General features: G+C 68.3%; 14 protein-coding genes. 10 read left to right on the forward strand and 4 right to left on the reverse strand.

The window, feature by feature from the left end; genetic code table 11:
• Window positions 1-72: 72 nt before the first annotated feature.
• From dnaE to RYJ27_RS04540, 5 genes are all read left to right on the forward strand, one after another.
• On the forward strand, window positions 73-3,540 hold the full coding sequence (gene dnaE / locus RYJ27_RS04520; protein ID WP_422732884.1) for a DNA polymerase III subunit alpha: 3,468 nt from the start codon (window positions 73-75) through the stop codon (window positions 3,538-3,540).
• Window positions 3,541-3,627: 87 nt separating this feature from the next.
• Window positions 3,628-4,617, forward strand: a complete 990-nt coding sequence (locus tag RYJ27_RS04525) for a hypothetical protein (RefSeq protein ID WP_330171559.1) — start codon at window positions 3,628-3,630, stop codon at window positions 4,615-4,617.
• A 19-nt stretch (window positions 4,618-4,636) separates the two neighbouring features.
• A complete protein-coding gene (gene hisD / locus RYJ27_RS04530) occupies window positions 4,637-5,977 on the forward strand; it encodes a histidinol dehydrogenase (RefSeq protein ID WP_330171560.1) in 1,341 nt (446 codons plus the stop codon).
• 9 nt (window positions 5,978-5,986) lie between these two features.
• Window positions 5,987-6,460: a transcriptional regulator NrdR gene (gene nrdR / locus RYJ27_RS04535; protein WP_330171561.1), complete on the forward strand. Its 474-nt coding sequence runs from the start codon at window positions 5,987-5,989 to the stop codon at window positions 6,458-6,460.
• A 29-nt stretch (window positions 6,461-6,489) separates the two neighbouring features.
• Entirely contained in the window at window positions 6,490-7,509 is a 1,020-nt protein-coding gene (locus RYJ27_RS04540; protein WP_330171984.1) for a quinone-dependent dihydroorotate dehydrogenase, read from the forward strand.
• A gap of 15 nt (window positions 7,510-7,524) precedes the next feature.
• Here RYJ27_RS04540 and RYJ27_RS04545 read toward each other — a convergent pair whose 3' ends face one another.
• Window positions 7,525-8,091, reverse strand: coding sequence for a DUF3043 domain-containing protein (locus tag RYJ27_RS04545; RefSeq protein ID WP_330171562.1), 567 nt, complete (start codon window positions 8,089-8,091; stop codon window positions 7,525-7,527).
• Window positions 8,092-8,140: 49 nt separating this feature from the next.
• Between RYJ27_RS04545 and RYJ27_RS04550 the strand changes: the two genes are divergently transcribed.
• From RYJ27_RS04550 to ctaF, 5 genes are all read left to right on the forward strand, one after another.
• Window positions 8,141-9,562, forward strand: a complete 1,422-nt coding sequence (locus RYJ27_RS04550) for a dipeptidase (RefSeq protein WP_330171563.1) — start codon at window positions 8,141-8,143, stop codon at window positions 9,560-9,562.
• A 22-nt stretch (window positions 9,563-9,584) separates the two neighbouring features.
• Window positions 9,585-9,947, forward strand: coding sequence for an iron-sulfur cluster insertion protein ErpA (gene erpA / locus RYJ27_RS04555; protein WP_330171564.1), 363 nt, complete (start codon window positions 9,585-9,587; stop codon window positions 9,945-9,947).
• 122 nt (window positions 9,948-10,069) lie between these two features.
• On the forward strand, window positions 10,070-10,975 hold the full coding sequence (gene ctaC, locus RYJ27_RS04560) for an aa3-type cytochrome oxidase subunit II (protein WP_330171565.1): 906 nt from the start codon (window positions 10,070-10,072) through the stop codon (window positions 10,973-10,975).
• Between the two features lie 4 nt (window positions 10,976-10,979).
• Complete coding sequence (ctaD, locus tag RYJ27_RS04565) at window positions 10,980-12,743, forward strand: aa3-type cytochrome oxidase subunit I (protein WP_330171566.1); 1,764 nt, start codon at window positions 10,980-10,982, stop codon at window positions 12,741-12,743.
• On the forward strand, window positions 12,744-13,178 hold the full coding sequence (ctaF, locus tag RYJ27_RS04570) for an aa3-type cytochrome oxidase subunit IV (protein ID WP_330171567.1): 435 nt from the start codon (window positions 12,744-12,746) through the stop codon (window positions 13,176-13,178). It abuts the gene before it with no gap.
• A 579-nt stretch (window positions 13,179-13,757) separates the two neighbouring features.
• Here the strand turns inward: ctaF and RYJ27_RS04575 are convergent.
• From RYJ27_RS04575 to qcrA, 3 genes are all read right to left on the reverse strand, one after another.
• Window positions 13,758-14,168, reverse strand: coding sequence for a rhodanese-like domain-containing protein (locus RYJ27_RS04575; protein ID WP_330171568.1), 411 nt, complete (start codon window positions 14,166-14,168; stop codon window positions 13,758-13,760).
• A 181-nt stretch (window positions 14,169-14,349) separates the two neighbouring features.
• On the reverse strand, window positions 14,350-16,167 hold the full coding sequence (qcrB, locus tag RYJ27_RS04580; RefSeq protein WP_330171569.1) for a cytochrome bc1 complex cytochrome b subunit: 1,818 nt from the start codon (window positions 16,165-16,167) through the stop codon (window positions 14,350-14,352).
• Window positions 16,164-17,219, reverse strand: a complete 1,056-nt coding sequence (qcrA, locus tag RYJ27_RS04585; RefSeq protein WP_330171570.1) for a cytochrome bc1 complex Rieske iron-sulfur subunit — start codon at window positions 17,217-17,219, stop codon at window positions 16,164-16,166. The genes qcrB and qcrA overlap by 4 nt, the downstream gene beginning before the upstream one ends.
• Between the last annotated feature and the right edge of the window lie 17 nt (window positions 17,220-17,236).

Consider the following 17,236-nt stretch of genomic DNA (forward strand, 5'->3'; position numbering starts at 1 on the left):
GGCGGCCACGCGTAGGCTGGTCGCGTGGCAGCCGACTCCTTCGTACATCTGCACGTCCACAGCGAGTACTCGATGCTCGACGGTGCGGCCCGCGTGGGCCCGATGGTGCAGGAGGCGGCCAAGCAGGGGATGCCCGCGCTGGCGGTGACCGACCACGGCAACACCTTCGGCGCCTTCGAGTTCTACAAGGCCGCGAAGGATGCCGGCGTCAAGCCGATCATCGGCATCGAGGCCTACGTGACACCCGGCACGCACCGCGCGGACAAGGCCCGCGTGCGGTGGGGGAGCCCGGACCAGGCCGACGACGACGTGTCGGGTGCCGGCGCCTACACGCACATGACCCTGCTGTCGCACTCGACCCAGGGCATGCACAACCTGTTCCGCCTCTCCTCCAAGGCGAGCATCGAGGGCTACTACTTCAAGCCGCGCATGGACCGCGAGCTGCTGCAGACCTATTCGTCCGGACTCATCGCCACGACGGGGTGCCCCTCCGGCGAGGTGCAGACCCGACTGCGGCTCGGGCAGTACGACGCGGCGAGGGCGGCGGCCGCCGAGTTCCAGGACATCTTCGGCAAGGAGAACTACTTCGCCGAGATCATGGACCACGGCCTCGGGATCGAGCGCCGCGTCATGGCAGATCTGCTGCGCCTGGCCAAGGATCTCGACATCCCGCTCGTCGCGACGAACGACCTCCACTACACGCACCAGCACGACGCCACGAGCCACGCGGCGCTGCTCTGCGTGCAGTCGGGTTCCACCCTCGACGATCCCAAGCGGTTCAAGTTCGACGGCGACGGCTACTACCTGAAATCGGCCGCCGAGATGCGGCAGGTCTTCCGCGACCACCCCGAGGCGTGCGACAACACCCTGCTGATCGCAGAGCGGTGCCAGAGCGAGTTCAACACCAGCGCGAACTACATGCCCCGGTACCCCGTGCCCGACGGTGAGACGGAGCAGTCCTGGTTCGTCAAGGAGATCGAGAAGGGCCTGCAGTACCGATACCCGGGCGGGGTGCCGGACGAGGTGCGCCGTCAGGCGGAGTACGAGACCGACGTCATCGTCCAGATGGGCTTCCCGGGATACTTCCTCGTCGTGGCCGACTTCATCAACTGGGCCAAGGACAACGGGATCCGCGTCGGTCCGGGGCGCGGCTCGGGCGCCGGATCCATGGCGGCGTACGCGATGCGCATCACGGATCTGGACCCCCTTCAGCACGGCCTGATCTTCGAGCGCTTCCTCAACCCCGACCGCGTCTCCATGCCCGACTTCGACGTCGACTTCGACGACCGTCGCCGCGGCGAGGTCATCCAGTACGTCACCGAGAAGTACGGCGACGACCGGGTGGCCCAGATCGTCACGTACGGCACGATCAAGGCGAAGCAGGCGCTCAAGGACGCCAGCCGCGTGCTCGGCTTCCCCTTCGGCATGGGGGAGAAACTCACGAAGGCGATGCCGCCCGCCGTGATGGGCAAGGACATGCCCCTCGACGGCATGTTCGACCCGCAGCATCCGCGCTATAAGGAGGCGTCGGAGTTCCGCACCCTCATCGAGACCGATCCCGAGTCCAAGACGGTCTTCGACACCGCCGTGGGACTGGAGAACCTCAAGCGGCAGTGGGGCGTGCACGCCGCCGGCGTCATCATGTCGAGCGAGCCGCTGATCGACATCATCCCGATCATGAAGCGGGAGCAGGACGGCCAGATCGTCACGCAGTTCGACTACCCGGCGTGCGAGTCGCTCGGCCTGATCAAGATGGATTTTCTCGGGCTTCGCAACCTCACGATCATCGACGACGCCCTCGACAACATCCGCGCCAACCGGAACGAGAACCTCGTCCTGGAGGATCTCGCTCTCGACGACGCCGCGTCGTACGAACTTCTCGCGCGGGGCGACACCCTCGGCGTCTTCCAGCTCGACGGCGGACCGATGCGATCGCTGCTGCGCCTCATGAAGCCCGACAACTTCGAGGACATCTCCGCCGTGCTCGCGCTGTACCGGCCGGGCCCGATGGGCGTGAACTCGCACATCAACTACGCGCTGCGCAAGAACGGCCAGCAGGAGATCGAGCCGATCCACCCCGAGCTCGCCGAGCCCCTCGCCGACATCCTCGACACCACCTACGGCCTGATCGTGTACCAGGAGCAGGTCATGGCGGTGGCACAGCGCGTCGCGGGGTACTCGCTCGGACAGGCCGATCTGCTGCGCCGCGCGATGGGGAAGAAGAAGAAGTCCGAGCTCGACAAGCAGAAGGAGATCTTCTTCGGCGGCATGACCGAGCGGGGCTTCTCGGATGCCGCGCAGCAGACCCTCTGGAAGGTGCTGGAGTCGTTCGCGGACTACGCCTTCAACAAGGCGCACACGGCGGCCTACGGTCTCGTGTCCTATTGGACGGCATACCTCAAGGCGCACTATCCCGCCGAGTACATGGCCGCCCTCCTGACGAGCGTGGGGGACTCGAAGGACAAGCTCGCGATCTACCTCAACGAGTGCCGCCGCATGGGCATCAAGGTGCTGCCGCCGGATGTCAGCCAGTCGATCCGCTACTTCGCCGCCGTCGGCGACGACATCCGCTTCGGCCTCGGGGCCATTCGCAACGTCGGTGCCAACGTCGTCGAGGCGATCGTCGCGGCCCGGCGGGAGACGGAGTTCACGACCTTCCACGACTTCCTCCAACGCGTTCCGCTGCAGGTCGCCAACAAGCGCACGATCGAGTCGCTCATCAAGGCCGGCGCCTTCGACTCCACCGGGGCGACGCGTCGGGCGCTGCTGGAGGTGCACGAAGACGCCGTCGAGCAGGTCGTGCTCGACAAGCGCCGTGAGGCCAACGGCGAGGTCGGCTTCGACTTCGACAGCCTGTGGGATGAGCCGCAGACCGCCCAGAAGGTGCCCCAGCGGCCTGAGTGGACGAAGAAGGACAAGCTCGCGTTCGAGCGCGAGATGCTCGGACTGTACGTCTCGGATCACCCGCTGGCCGGGCTGGAGGTGCCGCTCGCGAAGCACGCTTCGCTCGGCATCCACGAGCTGCTGGCATCGGACGACCTCTCGGACGGGGAGCAGGTGACGATCGCCGGCCTCGTCACGAGCGCCCAGCACCGCGTCGCCAAGTCCAGCGGCAATCCGTACGGCATGATCACCGTCGAGGACTTCAACGGCGAGATCACGGTCATGTTCATGGGCAAGACGTACCAGGAGTTCCAGCCGATACTGCAGGCCGATTCGATCCTCGTGGTGCGCGGGCGGATCTCGCGTCGCGACGACGGGATGAACCTGCACGCCGTGTCGGCGATGGCGCCGGCACTCGACTCGTTCGACGCGTCGGGTGCGCTCGACCTCGTCATCCCCGAGCATCGAGCGACACAGCCCGTCATCGGCGACCTCGCCGAGATCCTCGCGCGGCACGGGGGGTCCACCGAGGTTCGGCTCACGCTCACGAAGGGCCAGGTCGCGAAGGTCTTCGAGGTGCCGCACCCCGTGAAGATCTCCGCCGACCTGTACGGGGAGCTCAAGTCGCTGCTCGGCCCGGGGTGCCTCGGGGGGTGAGGCGGGGGCGGCGAAGCCGCCCCCGCTCCTCCAGCCGGCGACGGTAAGGTAGGCGAGGCGCGCAGCGCCGGACGAAAGGGGAACAGCGTGAGCGATGCACAGGCCGGATCGGACCCGATCGAGCAGCACACCGCGTCCGACACGGAGACGCCGACTCGCGAGGGTCAGTACGGGGTCGGACCCTTCACCATCCGTGAGGTCGCCATCCTCGCGTTCTGGGCCGTCGCGTTCCTCGCTTCGTTCTTCTCCATCTGGGGTCGCGCGTTCAGTTCGGTGTGGATGAGCGGCATCGAGTGGATCCTGCTCATCGGCGCTCCCACCGTGGCGGTCTTCCTCATCGTGCTCCGACGCTTCTCGCCGGAGGGGATCCGCCGTGTCGGGTCGCTCGGCATCGACCAGTTCGCGTCGGTCGTGTTCTCCGTGGCGGCCCTGCTGTGGCTGCAGTACATCTGGAGCACGATCGCGACGGTCGCAGGACGCGGCCCGTGGCTGACGACGTGGGTGATCTGGGTCGAGTTCTTCGCGATGCTCGCGCTGGTGTTCCTCACCGTGTTCGCACCCTACGTGGCTCCGTTCGACGAGGACTTCCGCGGACGACCCGAGGTGCCGGCCCACCGCAACGCGCGTCCGGTGCGCGCCGTGATCCCCCGGCCGGCGCCGGAGCCGAAGCCCGAGGCCGGGTCCGTCGCGACCAGCGAGCCGCAGACGTCCTCGATGACCGAGGCCTTCGCGCCGCTCGGCGACCCGTATGCGGCGGAGCCCCGCGACACCGATACCGGCGCCCCCGCCGCAGACACCGGCCGGGCTCCCGCTCCCGCCTATGCGCGCTCCGGCTACGACCCTTCCGCGCCCGACGCCGAGGAAGCCCCCGCTCCGGCCGCATCCGAACAGCCCTTCTGGGCGCTGGTGCCCGTCGAGCGCGACGTGGTCGACGAGGCCACCGGGGCTCCGATGTTCCGCATCGGCCCCACCGCCTGGGCTCTCGTCGTGGCCGATCGCGGGTCCAGCTTCCTCGTGCGCCACGAGGACGGTCGCGTCGGTGTGCTCAACGACGTCTCCGGCGTCACCCGCGGCTGAGCGCCGGTAGCCTGGAACGATGCGCACGATCGATCTGCGCGGTGTTTCCGCGCGCGACGCGGCGGCCCTCGTCCCTCGGGCCGTCGAGGCCCGCGAGAACGCCCTGAAGGTGGCCGGCGACCTCGTCGCCGATGTCCGAGACCGAGGCGAGGCCGCCCTGCGCGAGCACGCCGAACGTTTCGACGGCGTCAGCGGACATCCGCTGCGGGTTCCGAGAAGCGACATCGACGCCGCCGTCGCATCCCTCGACCCCGCGGTGCGGGACGCGCTCGAGCAGGCGATCGTGCGCGTACGGCGGGCATCCGCGGCCCAGGTGCCCGCGCCGGCCGTCACCGAGATCGCCCCGGGCGCCCGCGTCACGCAGCGCTGGCAGCCCGTGAGGCGGGTGGGCGTCTACGTGCCGGGAGGCAAGGCCGTCTATCCGTCCACCGTGGTGATGAACGTCGTGCCCGCGCAGGTCGCGGGCGTCGAGGCCGTCGCGCTCATGTCGCCGGCTCAACGCCCCGACGGCCGCGTCCACCCCACGATCCTCGCGGCCGCCGGTATCCTGGGGGTGCAAGAGGTATATGCGATCGGGGGAGCGAGCGCGATCAGCGCGCTCGCGCACGGGATCGACGAGATCGGTCTCGAGGCCGTGGACGTCGTGACGGGGCCCGGGAACAACTTCGTCGCCGCGGCCAAGCGCCACGTGGCGGGGATGGTCGGCATCGACTCGGAGGCGGGCGCCACCGAGATCCTCGTCATCGCGGACGCGACCGCTGATCCCGTCGTCGTCGCGGCCGACCTCGTGAGTCAGGCCGAGCACGACGAGCAGGCGGGCTCCGTCCTGGTGACGGACTCGCCGGAGCTCGCCCGCGCGGTCGAGCGGGAGACGGAGCGCCTGGCGGCCCGCACGCTTCACAGCAGGCGGGTGAAGGCCGCTCTCGAGGGGTCGCAGTCGGCCATCGTGATCGTCGACGACCTCGCCGCCGCGGCAGACTTCAGCAACGCCTACGCGCCCGAGCATCTCGAGGTGGTCACGGCCGAGCCCGAGGACCTGCTTCCGCGGCTGACCAGTGCCGGGGCGATCTTCCTCGGCGCGAGCACGCCGGTGAGCCTCGGCGACTACCTCGCCGGAAGCAATCACGTCCTGCCCACCGGGGGACAGGCCCGCTACGCGGCGGGGCTGGGAGCGCACACGTTCCTCCGGCCGCAGCAGGTCATCTCGTACGACCGCGCGGCGCTTGCCGAGGTGGCGGGGCCGATCATCGCCCTCGCCGAGGCCGAGGCGCTGCCGGCGCACGGCGAGGCCATCACCGCGCGCTTCTCGCCCGAACGGCTGACCGGCGGCAGCGCCATCGACGCGGCATCCACCGACTGAGCGATACTCATGCACTGTCCGTTCTGCCGCCACGCCGACTCCCGCGTCATCGACTCCCGCACGAGCGACGACGGGCTGTCGATCCGCCGGCGCCGTCAGTGTCCCGAGTGCGGGGGCCGTTTCTCGACGATCGAGACGGCCAGCCTGAACGTCATCAAGCGCTCCGGCGTCATCGAGCCCTTCAGCCGGGAGAAGGTCATGTCGGGGGCGCGAAAGGCATGCCAGGGCCGGCCCGTGACGGAGGCCGATCTCGCGATACTGGCGCAGAGCGTCGAAGAGACGGTGCGTCAGACGGGGTCGTCGCAGATCGATGCGAACGACATCGGCCTGGCCATCCTGGGCCCGCTCCGGGAGCTCGACGAGGTCGCCTATCTGCGATTCGCCAGCGTGTATCAGGCCTTCGACTCGCTCGAGGACTTCGAGAGCGCCATCGGCGAGTTGCGTGCCGACCACGACCGCCCCCGTCGCCGCCCCGTCGAGTGAGCGCCCCGACCCGAAAGACCGAGGCCGCCATGTACCGCGCCCTGTTCTCGCTCGTCCTCTCGCGGCTCGATCCGGAAGACGCCCACCACCTCGCGATGCGGGTGATCAGGATCGCGGGCACACGGCCGATCGCCCGGATGCTGCGCCCCTTCACGCGGCCGGATCCCTCGCTCGCGGTCTCGGCGCTCGGTCTCGACTTCCCCTCCCCCTTCGGGGTCGCGGCGGGTTTCGACAAGGACGCGCACGGCGCCCTCGGTCTCGGCGCGCTCGGCTTCGGCCACGTCGAAGTGGGCACGATCACCGCCGTGCCGCAGGACGGCAATCCGCGTCCGCGGCTCTTCCGGTTGATCCCCGACCGCGCGGTCGTCAACCGGATGGGATTCAACAATGCGGGTGCGGAGGCGGCCGCCCACCGCCTCGCCCGGCTGCGCGGCCGACGCGATCGGCCCGTCCTCGGCGTGAACATCGGCAAGAGCCGCATCGTGGATGTCGCGGACGCCACCGAGGACTACGTCCGCAGCGCCACGCTCCTCGCGCCCCTCGCGGATTACCTGGCCGTCAACGTCTCCTCGCCCAACACTCCTGGGCTTCGCACCCTGCAGGCGGTGGAGAGCCTCGCCCCGCTGCTGAGGTCCGTCAAGGACGCCGCGGGAGCGACGCCCCTCCTGGTGAAGATCGCTCCCGACCTGGACGACGCCGAGGTCGACGCGGTCGCTGCCCTTGCGGTCGAGCTCGGACTCGACGGCATCATCGCGACGAACACGACGCTGTCGCGCGACGGGCTCGCATCGGCCCCCGACGTCGTCGCCGCGGCAGGAGCGGGCGGGCTCTCCGGCGCACCCCTCGCGGGGCGCGCCCTCGAGGTCTTGAGACGCGTGCGGGCCGCGGTCCCGGCCGACTTCTGCGTGATCTCCGTCGGAGGCGTCGAGACCGCCGAGGACGTGCGGGAGCGGCTCGCCGCGGGCGCCACCCTCGTCCAGGGCTATACGGCGTTCCTCTATCGCGGGCCCTTCTGGGCCCGTCAGATCAACCGCGGCCTCGTGGGCTGACGGCCCGCGCGGGGGTCAGGACAGCTTCGCGCCGCGCCGCACCTGCGGCTTGGGCAGACGCAGGAAGCGCATCTGCATCGACCGCATCGCGGCATACCAGCCGGTCCCGCGCTCGAGCGCGTTCTCACCGAACTTGCGCCGCACCGCCCGCTTCGTGCGCCAGGAGGTGATGAACATCTCGACGACGACGAACAGGATGAAGCCCCACAGGGCGACGAACGCGTAGAACTGCACCGCGGGGATCGAGATGAAGGACAGCAGGATGACGACGATCATGGCCGGCATGATGAACTCCGCGAGGAACCAGCCGGAGTCGACGTAGTCGCGCACGAAACGTCGCTGAGGACCCTTGTCCCGGGCGGGCAGATATCGCTCGTCGCCCGCGGCCATCCCGGCGCGCGCCTGGTCGCGCTTGGCCTGCAGCTGGGCGCGCGCGGCCTTCTTCGCCTCCTTGGTGTCGGGCACGAGCGGCCGGCGACGGCCGGCGACGGCCTCGGCCCGCGAGGGCGTGGGGCGACCCTTTCCGGGACCCGCGGGGGTGTCCTGCTCGTCGCTGGGCACCGGGGCGGGAGTCTTGGCCACGATCGTTCCTCTACAGCCGGGAAAAGGGGACGTCTCTAAGATTACCCGCATGCATCCCGCGCATTCCCCGACACCGACCGACCTGCAACGCCTGGTGGAGGAGGGGATGCCCGGCACCCTCGCCGCGCTCGGTGCGCTCGTGCGCATCCCGGGCATCGCCTGGCCGGCATTCGACCAGTCCGCGTTGCAGCGCAGCGCCGAGTCCGTCGCGGCGCTTGCGGAGGCCACCGGTGCGTTCGACGAGGTCCGCATCCTCCGCGCGCCGATCCCCGGCACAGCCGAGCAGGGCCAGCCCGCCGTGCTCGCCACGCGCGCCGCGCGGCGCGGTGCACCGACCGTCCTGCTCTACGCCCACCACGACGTGCAGCCTCCCGGCGATGACGCGCTCTGGGATTCGCCGCCCTTCGAGCCCACCGTTCGGGACGGCCGGCTCTACGGGCGCGGCGCAGCCGACGACAAGGCCGGCATCATGACGCACATCGCCGCGGTGACGGCTCTTCGCGAGGCCGCGGGGGAGGACTTCCCGCTGGGGCTCGCCCTGTTCGTCGAGGGCGAGGAGGAGTACGGGTCGCGGTCGTTCGCGAACTTCCTGGCGGAGAACCGCGACGCGCTGGCGGCCGACGTCATCGTCGTCGCGGACTCGGGCAATTGGGACTCCGACACCCCCGCGCTGACGGTGTCGTTGCGGGGAAATGCCCGCTTCACGCTGCGGGTGCGCACGCTCGCCCACGCTTCGCACTCCGGCATGTTCGGCGGCGCCGTGCCCGACGCCATGATGGCGCTCGTGAAGACACTGTCGACGCTGTGGCACGACGACGGTTCGGTCGCGGTCGAAGGCATGACGGCCCGGGACGCCGATACCCCGGAGTACGGCGAGCAGACTCTGCGGGACGAGGCCGGTCTGCTCCAGGGGGTCGATCCTGCGGGCCGTGGCGAGATCCTCGGGCGCATCTGGAACCAGCCCTCCATCACCGTGACGGGGATCGACTTCACGTCGGTTGCCGCGGCATCCAACACGCTCGCGCCGGAGGTCACCGTCGTCGTCAGCGCGCGCGTCGCGCCGGGTCAGGACGCCGCGGCCGCCTACGAGGCGGTGCGCACGCACCTGATGACGCACGCGCCGTTCGGCGCGCAGCTGGAGTTCTCGGACGTGGATCTGGGCAACGGCTTCCTCGTCGACACCTCGGGGTGGGCGGTGGCCGCGGTGCGGGAGGCCTTCGCGGAGGGGTACGGCGCGGAGCCCGTCGACATCGGCGTCGGCGGCAGCATCCCGTTCATCGCCGATCTCGTGAGGGAGTTCCCCGACGCGCAGATCCTCGTCACGGGCGTGGAGGACCCGCATTCGCGGGCGCACAGCCCGAACGAGTCACTTCATCTCGACACGTTCCGGCATGCGATCCTCAGCGAGGCCGTCTTCCTTGCTTCCGCGAACGCGCGCGCGACAGGCGCCGCGGGGCCGGGCCGCGGGTAGACTCTCCGAAAGGAGGACTGCCATGACCGATACCACGATCGTTTCCACCGAGGCCCCCGCTCACGGTGTCACCCTCACGACGGCGGCCGCGGCCAAGGTCAAGAGCCTGCTCGAGCAGGAGGGGCGTGACGACCTGCGTCTGCGTGTCGCCGTTCAACCGGGCGGATGCTCGGGCCTGATCTATCAGCTCTACTTCGACGAGCGCTATCTCGACGGCGATGAGACGGTCGACTTCGACGGCGTCGAGGTCATCGTCGACAACATGAGCGTGCCCTACCTCGATGGCGCCGCCATCGATTTCAAGGACACCATCTCCGAGCAGGGATTCACCATCGACAACCCCAATGCCGCGGGCAGCTGCGCCTGCGGCGACAGCTTCCACTGAGCTGATCAGCCCCTTCCAGACGCCCAGTCCGACGTCGTGTCGGGCTGGGCGTCTGGCCTGAGTGCGGTGTGAATTGTCCTAGACTGACTCAAGTCACACCCGCGAGCCCCGAAAGGTGCACCGTGCGCTCGAAACGCCGTCTTCGCCTCGCCGCCCTCCCTATCGGAGCAGCGGCCGTCGCCATCCTCGCCGGATGCACGCCGACGGAGCTGAACGGGTACCTTCCCGGATTCCAGGAGGACGGTTCCCAGGCCACCAACCGCACCGAGATGGTGTCGGGCCTGTGGGTCAACTCCTGGATCGTGCTGCTCGCGGTGGGCGTCATCACGTGGGCGCTGATGCTCTGGGCGATGATCGTCTACCGCCGTCGCAAGGGCCAGAGCGGCCTGCCCGTGCAGCTGCGCTACAACATGCCGATCGAGATCTTCTATACGATCGTGCCGCTGATCCTCGTCGTCGGCTTCTTCGCCTTCACGGCGCGCGACCAGACCATCCTCGAGACGCAGTACGAGGACCCCGATGTCTCCATCGTCGCCATCGGCAAGCAGTGGGCGTGGGACTTCCAATACAACGGCGACGACGAAGATGGCTCCGACGCGGTGTGGACCATGGGCGTCCAGGCGGTCCCCGAGGCCAACGGAGACGTCGACCAGGCCGCGCTCCCGACGCTCGTCCTGCCCGTCGACCAGACCGTCCAGATCGAGCTGCGCTCGCGCGATGTGATCCACAGCTTCTGGGTCATCGACTTCCTGTACAAGAAGGACATGTACCCGGGCCGCGAGAACTTCTGGTCCTTCACACCGACGCGTGAGGGTACCTACGCCGGGAAGTGCGCCGAACTCTGCGGCGAGTACCACTCCGCCATGCTCTTCAACGTCGAGGTCGTGAGCGAGCAGGAGTACGAGGACTACCTCGACACCCTGCGGGCCGCGGGACAGACCGGCGACATCACCGACGATTACGACCGCAACAGCAACCTGCCCGGGACCGGCGGCGACCTCGCCGGCGCGGGCAGCGAGGAAGGCTGAGCCCATGGCCACGACCCTGCCGTTGAAAGAATCCGGTTCGAGCCGGACGACGACGCTGCCTCCCCGTCAGGCGGCGCTGCTCTCGCGGTCGCGCGTCGACCAGAAGGGCAACATCGTTGTCAAGTGGATCACCTCCACCGACCACAAGACCATCGGGTACATGTACCTGATCGCGTCGTTCCTGTTCTTCCTCCTCGGCGGCGTGATGGCCCTCATCATCCGCGCCGAGCTCTTCGCGCCGGGCATGCAGGTCATCCCGACGAAGGAGCAGTACAACCAGCTGTTCACGATGCACGGCACGATCATGCTGCTCATGTTCGCGACGCCGCTCTTCGCGGGCTTCGCCAACGTCATGATGCCGCTGCAGATCGGCGCCCCCGACGTGGCGTTCCCGCGTCTGAACGCCTTCGCGTTCTGGCTGTTCCTGTTCGGATCGACCATCGCGGTCTCCGGCTTCCTGACCCCGCAGGGCGCGGCATCCTTCGGCTGGTTCGCGTATCAACCGCTCGCGAACGCCTCGTTCTCGCCGGGAGCCGGCGGCAATCTATGGATGCTGGGCCTCGGTATGAGCGGTTTCGGCACCATCCTCGGTGCGGTCAACTTCATCACGACGATCATCACGATGCGCGCTCCCGGCATGACGATGTGGCGCATGCCCATCTTCACCTGGAACACCCTCGTGACGAGCCTGCTCATCCTGATGGCATTCCCCGTCCTCGCGGCCGCGATCTTCGCCGCCGCCGCGGACCGCGTGCTCGGTGCGCACATCTACGATCCCGCGAACGGCGGCGTGCTGCTCTGGCAGCACCTGTTCTGGTTCTTCGGTCACCCCGAGGTGTACATCATCGCCCTGCCGTTCTTCGGCATCGTGTCCGAGATCTTCCCGGTCTTCAGCCGCAAGCCGATCTTCGGCTACAAGACGCTCGTGTACGCGACCATCGCGATCGCGGCGCTGTCCGTCGCGGTCTGGGCGCACCACATGTACGTCACCGGTGCGGTTCTGCTTCCCTTCTTCGCACTCATGACGATGCTGATCGCGGTTCCGACGGGTGTGAAGATCTTCAACTGGATCGGCACGCTCTGGCGAGGATCCGTGACGTTCGAGACCCCGATGGTGTTTGCGCTCGGGTTCCTCATCTCGTTCGTCTTCGGAGGGCTCACGGGCGTCATCCTCGCGTCGCCGCCGCTGGACTTCGCGCTGTCCGACTCCTATTTCGTCGTGGCGCACTTCCACTACGTGGTCTTCGGAACCGTGGTGTTCGCGATGTTCGCGGGCTTCTACTTCTGGTGGCCCAAGTGGACCGGTCGCATGCTCAACGAGCGCCTCGGCTACGTGCACTTCTGGCTGCTGTTCATCGGCTTCCACATGACCTTCCTCATCCAGCACTGGCTGGGCGTCGACGGCATGGTCCGGCGCTACGCGGACTACGCCGAGGCCGACGGCTGGACCTGGCAGAATCAGTTCTCCACGATCGGATCGATGGTGCTCGCCGCGTCGATGCTGCCCTTCCTCCTGAACGTGTGGATCACCGCGCGCAAGGCGCCGAAGGTCACGGTCAACGACCCGTGGGGGTACGGAGCTTCGCTGGAGTGGGCCACCTCGTGCCCGCCGCCGCGACACAACTTCACCTCGATCCCGCGGATCCGCAGTGAGCGTCCCGCGTTCGATCTCAATCACCCCGAGGCAGGCCTGCCCGTCGGCGTGGGTCCCGCGAAGGACGCACCCGATGCCCCGGTTGTCGACCTTGCCCAGGGAGGGGTGAAGTAAGTGCGCTCCAACGTCGTCCTCTGGTGGATCCTGGCCGGTTTCTTCGGCTCGGTCGGCGCGCTGTACATCGGCTGGAACATCATCGCGCACCCCGACGTGCCGTGGTACAACGGCATCGAGTGGGTGGGATCCGTCGCCCTCGTCTTCGCAACCCTCATGGCCGCCTTCATTGCCTGGTACCTGCAGCGGGTGCACAAGGCTCAGGGCGGTGACCTGCCCGAGGACACGCTGACGGCCGACATCGATGACGGCGATCCGGAGCTCGGCGAGTTCAGCCCGTGGTCGTGGTGGCCCATCGTGCTCGCGTTCGCGGCCGCGCTGGCGTTCATCGGGCTCGCTGTGGGGTCGTGGATGGTTCCGATCGGTTTCGCGGTCTTCCTCGTGGCGATCGTCGGCTGGGTCTACGAGTACTACAGGGGTTACTTCGCCCGGTGACGCCCCGTTATCCGAGGCGCGCCTCGGGCTCCGTTCGGCGGTGCGGTCCGACACAGGACCACACCGAACCGGCAATGAGGATTCCGTGTCCGTGTCGTCCCAGTCGACGGTCGTCGCCGATGGTGTTCGCGGTGGTCCCGGCGGCGAGATCGCGTCCGCCGCGCTGATCCATCGGATGGCTTCCGGGTCGTGGACGCCCCTGACCGTCGACGACGTCGCATTCGGGCGGAGTGATCCGACTGGGATCTCGGGCCCCTCATCCGGCGCGATCCCTAGATCACTGGGATCGCGACGACGTTCACGGGGGATCCACGCTGGATGCGCTGACGGCCACGCGCACGGTCGAGGTCGCCCCCACACATCGGCCACGACGAGCAGGCTTCCCACCACGGGTGCGAATCCCAGCTGGGGTGTGCTCGCGGCGGCCGGGGTGCTGCTCGCACTCGGCGGAGTGATCACTGTGACCGGCTACCGGCGACGCCAGGGCTGAGCGCTCCAGCCGTGCGCTGACGATGGGAATCGGGCAGCGTCAGTCGCGGTTGCGGAAGCCGCGGGCGAGGCGGCGGTGCGCACCTCGAGTCAGCGCGCGGTGCGGACGACCATGACCTGGGGGTCGAAGAGGCGGGGGAATGGACCCTCGTCGTTCTCCGCGGGTTGCCCTTCGCGCGCCCAGTATTCGTAGCCGCCGATCATCTCCTTGACCGATAACCCCGCCTCGGCGAATGCCTTCGCTCCGTTCACGCCCGCATTGCACCCGGGGCTCCAGCAATAGACGACGACGGGCACGCGGGGATCCAGCTCGGCGGCCCGACGGGGGACGTCGCGGTAGGGCATGTGGATGGCGCCGGAGATGCGTCCCTGCGCCCAGGCCTCGTCTCCGCGGACATCCACGAGCACGAAGCGCTCGCCCGCCCTCTGAGCGGCGTACACGTCGGATGGATCGGTCTCATGCGCCAGGCGGGACGAGAAGTACGAGGCGGCATCGGTCATCTTCTGACGATAGGGGGGGGGGAGCGGGCGCGCCCCTACATCGCTTCCCGGTCATACGTCGTGCTCTTCCTGCCGATCTCGCTGCGCGCACTGTCGAGTCGGAACGGCGTCGCACGCGAAAGGGCCCGGACGGCATCCCGCGGGGGGAGCTGTCCGGGCCCTTGTGATCCGTTCCGGGGCCTCAGTTTTCCTCGGCGTCCCGCTTCTTGGACTGCGACGACTTCTCGTCCTCTTCGAGCGCGATGACGGTCGTCGGCCGAACCGCCGTCTCGTGGACACGCTCCGACCCGTCCGCCACGAGCGGTGCATCGGGCGCGCCGGCTCGCTCGTGGGCACCGCGGATCTCCGCGGTCTCCTCATCGGCGATGTGGTCGAGGGCATGCTGCTGGTGCGCCACGGCCTCGTCGATCTCCGCCTGGGTGACCGGCGTGAGGCGATCCTCGAAGAACCAGCGCGAGATGGACGCGCGGACTTTCTGATGCCACGCGATGCGCCCGCGGGAGTCGGGGCGCACGACGAGCGGCTCGTAGGTCTCGTAGGAGACCAGCTTCCACCGCTCGTACTCGTCGACGGGCTGGTGGACCTCGATGTACTCGCCGCCGGGGAGCCGGACGATACGCCCGGACTCGTAGCCGTGGAGTGCGATCTCGCGGTCCTTCTTCTGCAGGGCGAGGCAGATGCGCTTCGTGACGAAGTACGCGACGATCGGCCCGAAGATCAGCATCGCCTGGAGGGTGTGGATCACGCCCTCCATCGTCAGCCAGAAGTGCGTCGCGATGAGGTCGGAGGATGCCGCGGCCCACAGCACCGCGTAGAACGTCACTCCGGCCGCGCCGATCGCCGTGCGCGTCGCGGCGTTGCGCGGGCGCTGGGCGATGTGGTGCTCGCGCTTGTCGCCCGTGACCCACGCCTCGATGAAGGGGTAGATCGCGACGAGCACGATGAACAGTCCGATCACGACGAGCGGGAGGATGATGTTCCACGACCAGGTGTGGTCGAGGAATACCGTCTCGAGGTGCGGGGGAACGAGCCGCAGCGCGCCGTCCGCGAAGCCGATGTACCAGTCCGGCTGGGTTCCGGCCGACACCGGAGACGGGTCGTAGGGGCCGTAGTTCCAGATCGGGTTGATCGTGAACAGCGATGCGATCAGGGCGATGACACCGAACGTGATGAAGAAGAAGCCACCCATCTTCGACATGTACACGGGCATCATCGGGTAGCCGACGACGTTGTCGTTCGTGCGGCCGGGGCCGGCGAACTGCGTGTGCTTGTTCACGATCATCAGGATGAGGTGAACCGCGATCAGCCCGATCACGAGCAGCGGCAGCAGCAGGATGTGCAGCGTGTAGAGACGACCGACGATATCGGTGCCCGGGAATTCGCCGCCGAACAGCAGGAACGAGGTCCACGTGCCGATCAGGGGGATTCCCTTGATCATGCCGTCGATGATGCGCAGACCGTTGCCCGAGAGCACGTCGTCGGGGAGCGAGTAGCCGGTGAAGCCCTCGGCCATCGCCAGGATGAAGAGCACGAAGCCCACGACCCAGTTCAGCTCGCGCGGCTTGCGGAAGGCGCCTGTGAAGAACACGCGCAGCATGTGGACGCCGATGCCGGCGACGAAGATGAGCGCCGCCCAGTGATGCATCTGGCGCACCAGGAGGCCCCCGCGGATGTCGAACGAGATTTCGAGCGTCGAGGCCATCGCCGCGGACATCTCGATGCCGCGCATCGGGATGTAGGCGCCGTAGTAGTGGGTCTCCACCATCGACGCCTGGAAGAAGAACGTCAGGAACGTTCCCGTGATCAGGACGACGACGAAGCTCCAGAGGGCGATCTCGCCGAGCATGAACGACCAGTGGTCGGGGAAGATCTTCCGACCGAGCTCCTTGACCATGCCCGAGAGGCTCGTGCGCTCATCGATGTAGTTGGCGGCGCCTCCGACGAAGCGGCCACCCAGGGGCGCCTTCTTGGCGCCTTCGTTGCCGGCTGCAGTACTCAATGGCGCTCCCAGAAGCTCGGGCCGACGGGTTCATGGAAGTCGCTCTGCGCAACGAGGTAGCCCTCGTCATCCACGGTGATGGGCAGCTGCGGGAGCGGACGGGCAGCCGGTCCGAAGATGACCTCCGCACCGCGAGAGACATCGAATTGCGACTGGTGGCATGGGCACAGCAGGTGGTGCGTCTGCTGCTCGTACAGAGCCACAGGGCATCCGACGTGGGTGCAGACCTTCGAATACGCCACGATGCCGTCGTAGGACCAGCTCGCACGCTCCTCCGTCTCCTGCAGCTGCTCGGGGAGCAGGCGCATGAGCAGGACGATGGCCTTCGCCTTCTCCTCGAGGTAGCCGTCATAGTGCGACAGGCCGGCCAGCGGCTCCGGGATGACCTGGAAAGCCGAACCCAACGTGACCTCGGAGGCCTTGATGGGCGTGCCGGAGGGGTCGCGCGCGAGTCGCATGCCCGACTCCCACATCGTGTGGCTGAGTAGCTCGACGGGGTTCACGCCCTGCGGCGCGAGGCCGCGGAAGAGGACGATACCGGGGGCGACGGAGGCGACGAGAGCGGCGATCAGCGAGTTGCGGATCATCGCGCGGCGACCGAAGCCAGACTCCTCGTTCGCCTCGGCGAACGCCTGCACCGCAGCGGCGCGGGTGGTGTCCTTACCGCGCGTCGGGTGGCGGTGCTCGACGTGCTCCGTGTCGGACATGATCGCCTTGGACCAGTGGATCGCGGCGACGCCGATCGCGAGGAGCGCGAGCGCGATCCCGAGCCCGACGAAGAGGTTGTTGGCGCGGACCGAGGCCAGCTCGCCGTCTTCCATCGGGAAGAGGAAGTACGCGGCGATGGCCCAGATGCTGCCCGCGACCGAGAGGTAGAAGAGCGTGTAGACGGTACGGACCGCTGCGCGCATCTTGGCGGGATCCTGATCCGTCACCCGCTCGCGGTGCGGCGGCAGGCCGGGGTTGCGAACGGGATCGGTCACGGCGACCGCGAGCCCGGACGAGGGAGCGGGGCCCCGGTCCTGGTCCGGTGCCTCGATCTCGTGTGCCATGGTGCTCCTCGTGCGTA

Origin of the sequence: Microbacterium limosum, from assembly GCF_036324365.1 — a bacterium.
In the GTDB taxonomy this organism is placed as follows: Bacteria; Actinomycetota; Actinomycetes; order Actinomycetales; family Microbacteriaceae; genus Microbacterium; species Microbacterium limosum.